The 15,327-nt window shown below is 61.6% G+C and carries 9 protein-coding genes; 1 reads left to right on the top strand and 8 read right to left on the bottom strand.

Translation table 11 applies throughout. The features are described from left to right. Positions 1-40 precede the first annotated feature (40 nt). Entirely contained in the window at positions 41-1,177 is a 1,137-nt protein-coding gene (locus NDN01_RS25665; protein WP_272625055.1) for a tetratricopeptide repeat protein, read from the top strand. Positions 1,178-1,383: 206 nt separating this feature from the next. Here NDN01_RS25665 and NDN01_RS25660 read toward each other — a convergent pair whose 3' ends face one another. From NDN01_RS25660 to NDN01_RS25625, 8 genes are all read right to left on the bottom strand, one after another. After that, positions 1,384-1,803, bottom strand: coding sequence for a hypothetical protein (locus NDN01_RS25660; RefSeq protein WP_272625054.1), 420 nt, complete (start codon positions 1,801-1,803; stop codon positions 1,384-1,386). Positions 1,804-1,847: 44 nt separating this feature from the next. Continuing rightward, the gene (locus NDN01_RS25655) at positions 1,848-12,116 is read right to left on the bottom strand and encodes an HNH/ENDO VII family nuclease (protein ID WP_272625053.1); all 10,269 of its coding nucleotides are present in this window, start codon (positions 12,114-12,116) and stop codon (positions 1,848-1,850) included. Between the two features lie 113 nt (positions 12,117-12,229). Further along, on the bottom strand, positions 12,230-12,574 hold the full coding sequence (locus NDN01_RS25650) for a hypothetical protein (RefSeq protein ID WP_272625052.1): 345 nt from the start codon (positions 12,572-12,574) through the stop codon (positions 12,230-12,232). Positions 12,575-12,582: 8 nt separating this feature from the next. Further along, positions 12,583-13,152, bottom strand: coding sequence for a hypothetical protein (locus tag NDN01_RS25645; RefSeq protein WP_272625051.1), 570 nt, complete (start codon positions 13,150-13,152; stop codon positions 12,583-12,585). A 13-nt stretch (positions 13,153-13,165) separates the two neighbouring features. Continuing rightward, positions 13,166-13,900, bottom strand: coding sequence for a sigma-70 family RNA polymerase sigma factor (locus NDN01_RS25640; protein WP_272625050.1), 735 nt, complete (start codon positions 13,898-13,900; stop codon positions 13,166-13,168). Then, on the bottom strand, positions 13,897-14,607 hold the full coding sequence (gene fliP / locus NDN01_RS25635) for a flagellar type III secretion system pore protein FliP (protein ID WP_272625049.1): 711 nt from the start codon (positions 14,605-14,607) through the stop codon (positions 13,897-13,899). The genes NDN01_RS25640 and fliP overlap by 4 nt, the downstream gene beginning before the upstream one ends. Continuing rightward, a complete protein-coding gene (locus tag NDN01_RS25630) occupies positions 14,604-14,999 on the bottom strand; it encodes a flagellar biosynthetic protein FliO (RefSeq protein WP_272625048.1) in 396 nt (131 codons plus the stop codon). The genes fliP and NDN01_RS25630 overlap by 4 nt, the downstream gene beginning before the upstream one ends. Beyond that, the gene (locus NDN01_RS25625; RefSeq protein ID WP_272625047.1) at positions 14,999-15,322 is read right to left on the bottom strand and encodes a FliM/FliN family flagellar motor switch protein; all 324 of its coding nucleotides are present in this window, start codon (positions 15,320-15,322) and stop codon (positions 14,999-15,001) included. Before NDN01_RS25625 ends, NDN01_RS25630 begins: the two co-directional genes overlap by 1 nt. Positions 15,323-15,327: the final 5 nt, after the last annotated feature.

Genomic DNA, 15,327 nt, shown 5'->3' with positions numbered 1-15,327 from the left:
CGCCGCACAATCCCGAGAAAGCCAGCCCCGAGAAAGGCCGATGATGAACGATCCCGCAAGCCCCGCCACGACCAGCCGGCTGGAGAGATTGCTGGCGCTGCTGGAGACCGATCCGGGCAATTTGCCGTTGCTCGCCGACACGGCCGAAGCGGCGCTTGACGAGCGGCAGCCGGAAACCACGGCCGCGCTGCTGGCGCGCTATGCGGCGATCGCACCGCTTGGCCCGCGCGAGACCAACCTGGCCGGCATCGCGGCGTTGCAGGTGCACGACTTCGGCGCTGCGGCTGGCGCCTTCGGCAGGCTGTTCGACGGCGGCGCCGACGATGCGGCGGTGCGCTTCAACCTCGCCTGGGCGCGCGCGAACCTGAAGGAGTTCACCGCCGCGCTCGACGTGCTTGACGACGACAGCGCCCGCGCCCTGCCGCAGGCGGCGATGCTGCGGGTGCAGTTGATGCACGAGACGGGTGACTTCGACGGCGCCGGCGATGCAGCGCGGGCCTATGTCGCGCTCCACCCGGAGCATCGTGGCCTGATGGCGGCTGTCTCGGTGCTGGCGCTCGACATCGAGGACGAGGCGCTGGCGGCGGAGTGCGCGGCCAAGGCAGGCGACCATCCGGACGCGCTCACCACCCGCGGCACGCTGGCGCTCGCCGACGAACATGCGACCGACGCGCTCGTGCTGTTCGAGCGGGCGCTGGCAGCCAACGGGGAATCGCCCCGCGCCTGGATCGGGCTCGGTCTCGCCAAGCTGCTGACCGGCAAGGCGGGCGATGCGCCGGCCGATATCGATCGCGGCGCTGAACTGTTCGGCGACCATCTGGGATCATGGATCGCGGCTGGCTGGGCCTATTTCGTCAACAACGACCTGGTCACCAGCCGCGCGAGATTCGAGACAGCGCTGGCGATCGACCCGACCTTCGCGGAGACGCATGGGTCGCTGGCGGTGCTCGACATATTGGCCGGCGACTTGGAACAGGCGAAGACGAAGAGCGACGTGGCGCTCCGCCTCGACCGGCAATGCTATTCGGCTGCCCTGGCCAAGTCGCTGCTCGCGGCGAGCGGCGGCGACCAGGAAACCGCGCGACGCATCTTCGAACGCGCCGCGAACACGCCGATCGACGGCAGCGGCCGGACGATCGGCCAGGCACTGGCGAAAATGGGCATGGGGATCGGGTGAGAGACGGGCGACGTGCGGCCAAGTCCCCTACAGGCAGACTTCAGATCTATTGTCGATCAGGTCGGGACAGAGGCAAAAGCGGGACTGAAGCGATTGGACGAAGTGAAACGCCGGCCTGCCCAACGGGAGACGAGTTCCATTTGAGCGCGCAAGCATAGGCAACACGCACTTCGCGCCCGAGGCGGCGACCGCAGAAAATCTGATCGTTACGATAAATATATACGCATAAAATTGAAGAAGCTTCCAGCTATCTCTTCATACTCGAATTGACCAAGATCGGCGTTTGATTTAATTTCGAACACCTTTCCATCCCGAATTCTATAAACATACGCCCCCCCCGCCTCAAAGGAGGAGAGTGGTATAAAATCTCGTTCTATACCCAATTCTTCATAAAAGAATTCAATGTTGTCACTGATGCGGCCATCTTCATCGACTATGTCTAAAAGCTCATATCCAAACTTGATCGCATTAAATTGCAATGCGTATATGAGCAAGAATTCATATAGCTCACCGCTGCGTTCCCATCCGAATTGATCGAATGCCTCATCAATGTACTTTGGTGAGTTCCTGTGCCAGCAAAACGCATTCTGCTCGCACAGTTTGGTTAGATCATTCGGAATGGCCATATTCGATCCAGATACGATATTGATTCATGGCTGAGCGATGCCGCTCAATTCCTCGAGCCACCTTGAAGGGCGGCCGCCCGCTGCATCCAGTATGCAGTTCTATCTTGACCAAACAAGGGGCGATCGACGGGACGATAGGGATGCGGAGAATTTCCATAAGGGTGGAGAGCCTCCCGACCTTGCCCGGATCTAGCGCGATGCGATCCTTCGCTAAGTTCGAATAAAGACCCTTCAGCATCCTGCCTAGAATGATGAAGCTCTATACGCTGCGCTCGACCATCCTTCATGACGTAGGGCGCATTTCCTGCCAACATTCTATCCATATTCGAAACGCCGCGATAGGTGAAGTTCGGATCTATACTCTGCTGATACACCCGATAATTTATGCCAGTGCCCGGCCCCCTAAAAGATGTCCTTCCCGTGAAGATCCTAGAATTGCTTATTCTCCCTGCATAATTCCTCCTCGCCAGCGAAGCGATACGACCAAAGCTGACGCCTAAAAGGGTTTCAGCGGCCCATGACACGCCCCCACTGTCAACCCGATTCACATTCTCGCGATCGATACCGAGCAACATTCCACCACCGCCACGGCCGATGAAATCGTCAATAGCATTTCCCACTCGGGTCAGCGGCTCTAGGATAGCATCGGGGAGATAGGGAATCATCGCACTGACCCCCTGATCGATGCCGAATTGAATGACGGGCGCTATTCCGCCCGTCAGTACTGCCCGCGTGCCAGCGATCGCGGCCCCACGGAAGAATGGATCAATCGATTCGACCTTTGATTTGGCATATACTGTTGCATCTACCGCGAGACGACCAAGCGACGATTCACCATCCACAGAGAGCCTTCGCCGGGCAGTAACGACGATTTCCTCCAACTCGAAAGCGGGTTCCGCGCTGGCTGTGGAGTCGGCACTTCCTGTCGCATCATCGCCATAAGTGGATACAGACGCCATACTCGAACTGGGTCCGCCCGACGTTACACTGACATATCTGCTATTGGGGCCGACAATATCAGACACGCGCATATTCGCGGCGCTGCTGCCGAAACGACGACGCCCCGTGATCGCCACGGCATTGGCTATCGCCAGATCTCGGTTACCCTGAAGTTCGATTTGCGCATCAAGCCTTCCGGCCTCCTGGACGTCACCGCGCCGCGCCGCCTCATCGCGCTTATTTTGCAGCGCCGCCACTTGTTCGCTCTGTGCTGCAAGCACCCGCTCTGCCACATCGTCAAACTTGAGCGACCCTCCTATGCCGTGCATCAGTACATTAGAGAAAGCCTGAGCAATCACATCTGGTAAGGCAGCAATGATGTTATCGCCGAAGTCCGATCCATCTATCAAACTTCTGGCAGCGGCATTCGCAAGCAGAGAGGCTGCATCTGCCCCTAGATTTGCTGCGTGATTAGCGACAGAATTGTCGAAGTCGAACGACTCTACGCCGAACATTTTGCCCGTCGCGCCAGCAACTCCCGCACCGATGCCCGCCGCGGCGACGCCAGCCCAATCAAACTTATCCTGGAGGCCGAGCGCAACAGCTGCACCCTGGTTTATGGCGCTGGTTGCAGCACCACGTACCACGTTACCCAGGAACTCACTGCCGGCGATATTGCCGCCAATGCCAAGCTTACCAAAGACATCGAGCCCTTTGAGCGCACCGCCAACCGCACCGCCGAGAGCAGCCAAAGCAACACCCTTGAAGCTGAATTTGTCCTGGATGCCCGTTGCAAGTCCAACCACCTGCGACGCGATCGAACCGGCTGCACCCGCAACTGCGCCGCCCACGATGGCGCCGCCCAATGTCCCAAGCGAGCCCTGAAAGAACGCGATCGCTCCAGGCCCGACCCAGGCTGTCACCGCGATCGCAACGACCGCGAGCAGGACCATGCCGAATACGCCACATTTATTCTTCTTGGGCGCCGCCGGCTTCGGCGTCGTCGGAGACACATCACCGATGGCCTCGGACGGATCATAGGGCTTGAATGTATTGGCGTTGTGGGCAGACTTGATCACACCGGTAGGCAGGGTCAGCGTCTGCCCCTCGACGAGGCCGCCTGCGCCGGACATGCCGTTGGCCTGGGCGATCTTATACCAGAGCGAACTATCGCCCCAAAGACTCTGTGCAATCGACTGCAGGCTGTCGCCTGCCCGCACCGTGTAGCTGCCGCCGGCCGAGCCCTGTGAATAGCTGTTGATCGGATCGTAGCTGTTGGCGAAATCGGCGTAGGACGCACCATAGTTGTAGCCACCACGGAACGCGCCCGGACTGCTGGGTGAAACCTGCTGCCGCTCGGCGATCGAGGTCGTGGTGGTGACGTCGCTGGTGCCGTTATTGCCGGTATAGCCAAGCTGGCGGCCGTTGAAGCGATACCAGATCTCGTGCGGATTGCCCTGGGCGCGCCAGTCCTCCTCGTCGCGGCGAATGATCTGGCCTTCGACGTTGGTCTTGAAGGTGATCGAGCGCGCGCGGCCGTCAGAGACGTAGATCGAGCTCAGTTGACCAAAGCCGTTATAATAGAAGCCCGTCGTATAGGTCGTCGACTGGCTGGTGTTCGGCTTGAAGCTTATGCTTGATTGCACCGCGCCGTCCCACCATTGGTAGGTGTTTACGGTCGAGGTATCGGGCGCTTGGCCATCGTTCCAGTTACGATAGTTCCGGGAATAGGAGCTGACGACGCTGCCCAATGCATAATTGGTGCCATAGCCATAATCATAGGTTGTGACGGACTGATAGGTGTAGCCGTCATATTTCTTGGTCGAGGTGCTGTCCGACGTAAGCTGCCCCTTGTTATTATACCCAGCAGTCCGGCTGTAGATGACGGTGGTACCGTTATAGTCATAGTCGCTCTGCGATACCTGGCGGCCCATCAGATCATAGCCGAAGCTCGAACGCCTCGTACCCGTTACCGGCGCTGCCGGGACGCTCGTCGGCGGCGTCGTCAGGCCGGTATAATAGTCATATTCCTCATAAACGATACCTCCGGTCGAGACCTGGACTTCCGACAGGCGACCGGCACCGTCATAAAGATAGGTTTCGCGATTCTCGTAATAATAGCCGGGATTATAATAACCATATTCATAGTCGTAGTAACCGGCACCATATTCGGTCTTGAGGATTGCGACACGATCACCGGCCGCGTTGTACAGGATATCCTGCCCGCCGGCTTCGCCCCGTACGATCTGGCCGCCGCGCAAAGTCCCCTTGTCGGTGACTAGGCGGTTCAGGCCATCATAGCGGAACCAGTAATCACTGGTCACCGGCCCCGACGCCACGCCGTGCCGGTCGAGCATGCGATAAGTCGCGGTGGTACGGCGGACATTGCCGTTCGCGTCATAGCTATAGTTGATGCTGGCTGCGGGCGAATAAGTCGTGCCAGCTTCCTGGAACGACGTCATCCGACCGAGCCAGTCATACCCGACCGTAACGTCGGTCAGCGTCGCCGAGGTCGTGTAATAGCTCTCGTCGACCCAATATTCGCCGTAATTTCCCCATGGATCATATGGGTCGCCATAATATTCATAGTGACCTTCGGTATAATATCCTGCCTCTTCGGATTGCTGTTCCCGGATACGCTGACCGAGCTGGTCGTAACCATAGACGGCGACGGTACGCGACCAGTTGGTGTTGACCTGCGGCGTGAGCGTGCCGACGACGGTCTGGGCGAGCTGCCCGGTGTTGAAGTAGCTGAAATAGGTCGACAATCCACCCATCGACGTTTGCGCCATGCGGCCGGAAACGTCGTAAGTATAGGTCCAGGCATGACCACCGAGATCGGTCTTGGCGGTTGTGCGACCGAACACGTCGCTGGTTTCAACTAGCGTCTTGCCATTGACGTAGGTGGTCGTCTGCACCCAGCCGCCAGTCGTGCCAACGGCGGTACCGATGCCGGCATTCCAGACGTAGCTGACCGTGGTCAAATCGCCGCCAAAAGCCAGTTGGCTGATGACCCGGCCAGAACTGTCATATTCGGTCAGCGCTTTTTCGGGCGTGTAGCCGATGATCGGGGTGTAATATTCGTAATGTCCCTGGCCGGTATAATAGCCGTAATAGGGATCGTAATCTTCGACCCAATATTCCTCGGTCGGGCCATAAATGGGCGTCTGGAACTGGTTGTTCCATGCCTGGATACGCTGGCCCAGTCCGTCATACGCGTAATTCTCGACCAGACCACCGGCACGCGAGACCTGGATTGCTCGGCCCATCCCGTCATAGTCCTGTGTCGTGACGCGACCCATCTGGTCGGTAACGCGACGCACGTCGCCCTGGATGTCATAGCTGTTGGTGACGGTGCCGCCATCCGCCGCGACAGTGGCCACGACCAGCGCCTGACCGCCACCATAGCCGGTGCCGGCCAGCAAGCTGCGCCGGGTGAGATTGCCGTTGGCGTCGCGGCTGCCAGTCAGGCGGCCGCTCAGATCGTAATAATAATATTCGGTCGGCCGCAGGCTGGACGTCGTGCCGTTTTCCAGCGTGACGTTGACGTACGGGCTCTCCGTCTTCACCAGCCGGCCCATATTGTTGTAGCTATACGCGAGGGTCGCGCCGATGGCGTTGGTCTCGCTCGCCACCTCGCCGAACGCGTTGTATGTGCGATACGTGTTCAGTTCGTTGACAGCGCCGCCGGCGGCGTTGAGCTGCCGCCCCTCCTCCTTTACCTGCACCGCCATGTTACGCTTGTCGTACATCGTGTACGTGGCGTTGACGGTCGCCAAGGATATCAACGAGAGAGCGCCGACGAAGCTCTGGGCGGCAAGGCTGGTGCCTGCCGAGGTGATCGCAACGGTCTGGTTCCCGTTCCTGTCGTAGCCGAAGAATTTCCATACGCCGTCGCCAGCATTGGTCGCCGTCAAGCGACCGGCATTGTCGTAGAGATTCTCGCTCTGCCAGAGGCCGTGAACACCCTGTTTCCAGACATCTCCGAAATTATTGTACTGTGTCTCGTTGTAATCGACGACAGTGAAGCTGGCTCCGTCGAGCTTGGCGACTCCCTGATAGATCGTCCGCCCGACCAGGTCGTAGCGGGTGGCAATGGCGTCACTGACTGTCGCGCCGGCAGCCGTTACACGGGTATAGCTCTCCTTCTTGACCCGGCCCATGATGTCATAAGCGAAGGAGCGGGTGAAACCCGACGCGTCCGTTACACTCGCAAGACGACCACCCGTTCCATAAACATAGATCGTAGCCCGCGCCGCGGCACCGGTTGCGCCCGATTGAACCGTGCGCGAAAGGTTGCCGAGGCCATCATAGAGATATTGCGTGGTCGGCGAGACGCTCTGACCGTTGAAATCGACAAAGGCCGCACGGGTCTCGGTCGAAAGTCGTCCGGCGCCATCATAGACATAGTTGGTCTGGTCGCCGGTCGCCTCGGTCTTGCGGATGACCTGGCCAAGACCATTATAGAGATAGCTGATCGTTGCCGCGCTGTAGCCGGCGATCGTCGTCGCGCCTCCCGACACCATCACGTCACGCAGCGAATAGCGCGTTTCGCTCAGCCGGTTGCCGTTCCTGTCATAGGTGAAGGTGGTATAGCGATCATCGTCGTTATACCCCGCCGACGCGACCAGTGCGGACACCCCAGCATTCTGATCGAGCGTGACCGGCGATCCGCTCTGCGTGTTGACGCGATTGGCGAAGCGCATCTCCGCCGTGACGTTACCGTCCGGATCATAGGTCCAGGTGGTCAGCGCTTTCTCGGCATCAACCTTCGCCAGCTTCCGGCCAAGCTTGTCGAAATAGGAATAAGTGACGCCGCCATTGGGATCAGTCACGTTCACGACATTGCCGCTGGCGTCGTAGACATAGGCCGTGACGAGGTTCGCGGCGGCATAGCCGGTCGCCTGGGTGCCAACGACGACATTCGAGACCTGGCTGGCGCTCAGGCGATTGAGATTGTCATAGGTGAAACTGGTTTCGCGGTAGCCACCGGACGGCGCACCCGGCGGTGTCGCGGTGACTATGCCCGGCAGGGCGATCGATCCGGCATAGACACGGGTCAGCGTGACATTGCCGTTCGCGTCATAGGCGTAGGTCGAATAGGTATTGCCACTGGCCGAGGTCTGACGAATCTCCACCGTCTTCCGATTGAGATCGTCATAATAAAGCAGGGTACGCGCGCCGCCGGCATCGATGGTTTCGATGATGTTGCCACGCCCGTCATACTTGATCTGCTCATTCGGTGCGGCGGGCGTGGTCACAGTGACCAGATCGTCACCGATGACGCTCACCTGATCACCGCGTGTCTCGATTAGGCGATCGCTCTTGTCATAGAAGTAGAGCGTCGTGCGCTTGTAGGAGAGATTGTCCGCTCCGACGAGCTTCGTGCGGTTGCCGCGCGCGTCATATTCGAAGCGATTGACGATGGTCGTGCTGACCAGATTGCCGGCATTGTCATACGTCGCCATCGGCAACGTTTCGCTCAGCATCAACCCGCGGCGGTCGAAGCTGTAGTTGGTGACGGCGCCGGCCGCGACCGTGCCGGTCGCAGACTTGGCAGTGGCCGAAATACGATCCCCGAACGCATTATAGCTGTAGGATGCATAGAAGCCGAGCGCGTCGGTCGAGGTCAGAACGCGGCCAAGCTTGTCATAAACGAAACTGGTGGTCGCATCTTCGACAGCGTTTGCGGTGGCCGATGGCGGCACGCCGATCGCCGCCGTACCAACGACCGGGTTGAAGTAGCGGGTTACTGAGGCGACCTCACCAAACACGTTGTAGCTGGTCTTCGTCAGATAGTTCTCGGCGTCGCGAGCATGAGTCACGCGGCCGAGACTGTCGTACCAGTTGTAGCTGACGGCGCCGCGTGGATCGGTCGTCTTCCAGACCTCGCCAAAGGCGTTGTAGTCAAAGGCGATGACGCCGCCCAAGGCATTGGTCTGCGTCTTGAGCTGCCCGATCTTGTCGAAGGTGTAGGTAGTGGTGATCGAGCGCGCATCGATCATCGAGATACGATTGCCGAGGCCGTCATAGGCGAAACCGACCGCCGAAACCTCGGGCGTTCCGACACCGCGCACTTCGTAGATCAGCCGCCCGGTCGCGTCATAACCATAAGCGGTGAGCGCCTGGTCGGCGGTGTTATAGGCGTCGTAGCGCGCGTTGAGCAGGCCGTTGGCAAGATAATCGTACAGCGTCGCCACGCCGTACGCGTCATACTCCATGAACACCCTGCCATTGGGGTGATAGGTGTAGGTACGCCCCGTATACGTGCCGGTCGCCAGTGCCTGGACCTGCGCCAGCGTGGTGGCGTCGCTCACCGTGATTTTGGCATCCCAGCTCTTCACAGCGATCACCTGGCCAAGCGCATTGAACTCGCTGGCCGAGACATAGCCTTCGGGATCGACGGTGAAGCGCGCCTCGCCCCGCGCCGTGTACCAGGTGCGCGTGATGCGGTTGTCCGCATTGCCGATGTTGGTGGCGTTGAAACTGGTCATGTCGCTCAGCAGCGGCAGTGACGGCGTCGCGCGCCGGGTGGCGTATTTCACCGCGCGGACGACCTGGCCCATGGTGTCATAGCCGAAACCCTTGACACCGCCATCGGCGTCGATTCCGTAGGCGAGACGACCGGCGGTATCGTAAACCGACCAGTTCGTACGGTTCGCGGCGTTGCTCACCTGCCCGGCGAGCAGTGCCTTGACATTGTCATAGGTATAGTCGGCCGTTGCGCCCATCGCGACGGCAAACCGTGTCCAACTCGTCTGCTGGCCGGCAATGTTATAGCTGTACGACGTGGCCTGGTTGAGTCCGTCCAGCGCGTATCGCAGCAGGCCCTGGCCGTCATAGACATAGCGGACGCGGCGGTCGTCGGCCGATACGGTGACGCTGTTGAGCAGGTCGTTGAAGCTGCCGGCGGCGCGCTGGGCGATGGCAGTCGCGTTGGCGAAGGACACATCCTCCACCTTCTGCCCCGCCTTGTCGTAGATCACGCGGCTGAGATAGCCCTCACCGTCGAGGGTGCCGAGCAGCCGTCCGTCGCGATCGTAGAAGGTGCGCGCGATGCTGTCCCGTGCATCGGCCGTCGGCGTGGTTACGACGCTTGGCGGCGTTGTCTTGTAGGCAGCGATCTGGGCCGGCGTCAGCTTGTTGAAATAGCCGATGGTGGAAACGAGATTGCCGGCCTTGTCATAGCCATAGGCCGTGACGCTGCCGTCGCCGGCGATCGCGGCCAGGACATTGCCTTCCTTGTCGTACACGGTCCAGGATCGCACGTCATTGGCGTGGTCGGCCGGGCGCATGGAGCTGAAATCGAACACCGCGTTCGGGTCCGACAGCGTGGTCATCTGCGACGCGGTGAGCCTTGCGCCGTGGCGCCAGGTACCGACGAGACGGTTGCCGGCATCGTAGATATATTCGACGACGTCGCCATAGGCATTGGCCTCCGCGACCTTGCGGCCGGCCTTGTCGTAGATGTGGAAAGTCTTGCTGCCGACCGCGTCAGTCGCCACGCGCAGGCGACCCAGCTTGTCATAGGCGTAGCTGGTGGTGCCGCCGGTGACCGCGCTGCCGCTATCGGTCTGGCTGATCAGGTCACCCGACTTGTTGTAGGTGTTGGTGGTGACGTAGCCGGAAGCAAGCGTGACCGTGGTGGTCGTCTGGGCATCGTCGAACACGAAGCTGGTGGTGCCGCCATTGACATCGGTCGAGGCGGTGAGCCGGCCCATGCCGTCATAAACGAACGTCTCGACGGCCTGTCCGCCGGCGTTGCGCTTGAGCAGGCGGCCCGCCTGATCATAGGTGACGAAGCTTTCGCTATAGCTTTCGTTCATCGACGCGGCGCCCGCCGTCGTGGCGTAACCGTAGCGGGTGGTCCCGGTCAGCGCGCCGCGCGCGTCGCTGGCGTAATAAGTGATCTTGATCGACTGCTTGTCGGCGATGGCCGCGCGCCAGCTGTCCATCGCCGCTTCGGTGACCGCGGTCGACCCGATCGTGTAGGGATGTTCGGGGAATTCGAAGCTGTATTGCAGCTCACCGGCCGGAGTGTAGCGATATTCGGTGACATAGCCTTCGCCGCTGACCGCGTAGCGCAGATGGTTCTCCGCGTCATAGGCGTAGCGCGTGGTGATGCTGACCGCCGCCCCGCTGGCGTCCGTCGCTGTATGGGTTTCGGTGAGCAGCTGGTTCTTGCTGCCATAGGTCCGCGTGACGACGTTGTTGAGACGATCGGTCGCGCTCGTCAGGTTGCCGCCGACATAGGTGTAGGTCGAGATATTGCCGAACGCGTCGGTCACGCTGGTGAGGTCGCCGGTGGCGGCATCATAGCCGAACTGCACGATCTGCTGCGCTGCGCCGGCCGAAGCGGGCGGCGCCTTGATCCTGGTGAGATTGCCCGCCGCGTCGTAAGTCAGTTCGGTAGTCTGGCCGCCAGCATCGAGGATGCTGGTCGTCATGGTGGCGGCATTGTAGGTAAGCGTCGTAACGCGCGTGACACCGCTTGCCGGCGTCTCGGTCAGCGACGAAACGCGACCCGATGCATCATAGAGAATCGAGAGGAGCGACCCGTCCTTCTGCGAGACGGAGTTGATCCGGCCGTTCGCGTCATACCCATAGGCCGTCCAGTAGGATTGGGCGTCGGTCGGCAGCGTATTGTCGTCGGGCGTCAGGTCGGTACGGACCTTGGTCAGCCGGCCGGAGGTATATTCATACCAGGTGCGGGTCAGCGTCTTGGCGGTCCCCGTCTGCAGATCGGTATAGCCAGTGACGATTTTCGAGATGTCGTTGCCGACCCAGCTATATTGAGTCCAGGCGCCGTCGGCGGTCGTTGCCTTGTCGAGCTTCGTGGTGCTGCCGACATAGGTGTAGGTGATCGCATTGCCGTCGGTATCGCCCTGCCAAGTGATGCGGCCGCCGTTCAGGTCGTCATATTTCTCGACCTGCTGGGTATCGCCATCAGTCCAGATCCATTCGTTGCCGACCTTGACGATCTGGTCATAAGCGCCGCTGCCGTCGGTGGTGACATAGGCCGTGCCGTTATAGGTGTAGGTGATGTCGCTGCCGTCGGCTGACACCCGGTGCACGGTGCCAGCCGTGCTGTTGAAGTCGAAGACCCGGCGGTCAGTGCTCTGGCGCCATTTGTCGTTATTGTCGTCAGGCAGCGTCGCCTGGCTGTTGTAGGTGCGCGAGATGGCGATATCGGGGCCGCGGCCGACAAGGAACTCGTCCTGCCGGCTGATCATCAGATTGCCGTTCGTCGCGTTGACGAACACGCTGTCGCCACCGCGCCCGAGCGAGGCCTGGCCGAGCAGCCCCCGGCTCCCCAGCGTCATTGCCGATCCGCGCTCGAAGCCCGTGCCCAATCCGGTAAAGATACCAGCCACCGCTGTTCCCCACATCTCTCCGCCGATGCAAGGTCATCGGTTCGGTGCGGGGGGATCAGGAAGAGTGCGGAGAAGTTTAGCGGAACTGCCGCCGCAATGGAGCCAATATCAAATCAGGTCTTTCCCAGTTGCTGGATGGCGCGATCGACCAGAACGCGGCCTTGTTCGGACTCGCCGATGATGCGCAGCACGTCCCCGGCGATCGCCTCGAACGCCGGGTCATTGCCGATCGCCTCGCCGAGTTGCTGAACCAGCAGCCCGCGCACCAGCGCCCGCCTGAGATCTTCGTCCGACAGCTCTTCCCGGCCGGCAAGCGCCCGCAGCCGCGCCATCGGTTCCGGCACGCCTGCACGCACTGGGGCCGGTTTTGCGGCACGGCCCGCGCGATCCTTGCCGAGGCGCGCAAGCTGTTCCTGCAGCAACAGCAGGACATGATCCGCATTGGTGATGCGCGTCATGCGGCCGCTCAGTTCGGGCGACGACCGGCGAACTGATCGAGCAGGAAGCTCGTCGCCGATGCGGCATCCCTATTCTCGTCCGATGCTGACGGCGGCGCGGTGCGCTGGATCGCGGTCACCTGGTCGATGATCAACTGCATGTCGTTGTTGAGCGCCGGGTTCTCGTCATTGGCGGCGATGCCCTGGTTGAGCCGCTCGACCGTCGCGTCGAATTCATCGCGGATCAGGTGAGTCAGGCCGCCGACGAAGAAGCGGAGATAATGCCCCTCCGGCATCAGCGCGATCGGGCCCCAGGTGGTCAACGCATCGACCGCCTCGCCCGAGGTGAGCTGGAAAAAGCCGAGCTGGAAACGCGCGATAGCGAAGTCGGGCGCGATCTCCACCGCACGCTTCAGCGACGCCAGCGCCTCGATCGGCCGGCCGATTCCCGCCAGTACCGATCCGCGCAGGAAATGCAGCCGGGGGTCGTCCGGATGCGCCGCCATCAGCCGATCGATCCGTGCGATCTCGTCGCGGTCGTCGGACGCGATCGCCGCCATCAGATCCTGCAGATCGGAATCGTTGCACAATGTGGTCATGTCTTCACCTCACTCATTCGATCGATCTCATACGCTTGCGCAGCCGGTCCAGCGCGGCGCGGTGAAGCTGCGATACCCGCCCCCGGCTGATCCCCATCAAGTGCGCGACTTGCGCAAAAGGCAGGCCATGGTCGTAATGCTGGCGAATCACGACTGCCTCGCTGTCAGGCAGGCGGCCGACCTCCGCCACCAGCATCGCCTGAGTCTCGCGCCAGGCCAGGCTGTCATAGCCATTGGGCCGGGGATCCGGCGACTGTTCGTTGCCGATCAGCCCGGTACCTTCGAGCATCAGACCAAGCGCGATGCCGACGGCGAGATCGGACAAGGCGACGAGCGCATCGCTATCCTCCCGCACGATCGAGCGCAACCGCTCCTGCTCGACGCGGTTCCGGTGGCTGGATTGCGCGCCGATCTCGCTCAGCGCGGCAATGCCGTCGGCGATATTCCCGGAGATGCGGCGTCGAGCGAAAGCGCTGAACGGCACGCCGCGCAGCGGATCGTAGCTGTCGAGCGCGTGCAGCAAACCTTCGCAGGCGAACTGATCGAAATCGCCGCGATCAGCGGGCCGGGCATTGCGCTGGCGGAACAGGCGCCCGGCGATCGTGCGGGCGAGCGCGAAATAGCGGTTGAACAGCGTCTCGCGGCAGCGCGCATCGTCCTCGAAGCGGAAACGTCGCCACAGCGACGCCTCCACCCGGTGCGGATCGACGACGAGCTCAAGCCCCGAACTGTCGCGCGCCTGCATCATTTGAAACTGCCGAGCACCCCCTGAATGATGAGGCTCCAGCCGTCGATCAGCACGAACATGAGCAATTTGATCGGCAGCGATATGGTCGCCGGCGGCACCATCATCATGCCGAGAGCAAGCAGGATCGCCGAGACCACGAGGTCGATCAGCAGGAACGGCAGCAGGATGACGAACCCGATCGTGAACGACACGCGCAGTTCGTTGAGCATGAACGCCGGCGCGAGCTTCAGGATGTCGACCTGATCGGGCCGTTCGGGCGGCGTCGCATGGGCGATGGCATAGATCGCCTCGATGTCCGAATCGCGCGTCTGGGCGAGCATGAAATCGCGCAGCGGCGCGGTGCCGTTGGCCATCGCCTGTTCGACGGTGATCCGGTTGGAGAGTAGCGGCTGGATTGCGCCGGTGTTGAGCGCGCCAAGCGTCGGCGCCATGGTGAAGGCAGTGAGGAACAGCGCCAGGCTGACCAGGACCGGGTTGGGCGGCGTCTCCGGCATGCCGAAGGCGTGGCGCACCATCGACAGCACCACCACGATGCGGACGAAGCTCGTCATGCAGATCAGGATCGACGGGATCACCGCGAGCAAGGTCAGGATCAGCGCGGTGCGCACCACGTCGGACGACAGGCCGAGACCCTTGGTGGCCGCCACGGCAGGCGTCGCCGCGAGCAAGGCGATGCCGGCAAGGACGATGAATGCGGCGCGCCTCATGCGGACGGTTTCTCGTCGACCGGGCCTTCGCGCAGCACCTGCACGCTGCCCTGCTGCACGACCAGGAGATATTCGGTCTCGCGATGCTCCACGACGCAAATGTCGGCATGCGGGCTGAGGCGACGCGTCTCCACCACTCTGATCGCCCCCGCGCGCGGCTCGATGCGGGCGAACAGGGCGGCAAGGTCCATCTTGCCGCTGCGCTGCCGGATCAGGAGGATCGCCAGGATGGCGATGATGATGCAGAAGATGAGCGAAATGATGATCCGTCCGAGCGAGATGTCGATCGCGCCGCCGCCGCCGAGACGCGGGCGCGCAGCCTCCTGCGCCAGGGCGACCGCGGGAAGGAGGAGCAGGGCAAGGGCGACGCATCGCCGGAACGTGCGTGGCATCACGATGCGATTTCGGTCAGCCTGACTGCGAACTTGTCGCCCACCGCCACGAGCTCGCCCCGCGCCACGGCCGAACCGTTGAGACGAAGCTCGACCGCCGAATTGAGCGCAGCGTCGAGCGCGACGACCGAGCCCTGCTTCAGCGCGGTGAGATCGCCGACGGTGATCCGGGCATTGCCGAGGAAACCCTCAAGCGACACCTCGACTGCTTCGAGCAGCCTGGTGTCGATCTTGCGCACCGCATCCGGCGCCGTTGCAGGGCCTGCGCTCTGGGGACTCGTTTGCACCGCGGCCGTGCCGGGTTTGATCTTCTGCTCTGTCACGTGAT

It is taken from the genome of Sphingomonas sp. QA11, from assembly GCF_028473665.1.
GTDB lineage: Bacteria > Pseudomonadota > Alphaproteobacteria > Sphingomonadales > Sphingomonadaceae > Sphingomonas > Sphingomonas phytovorans.
This window is presented reverse-complemented; position numbering and strand designations above follow the sequence as displayed.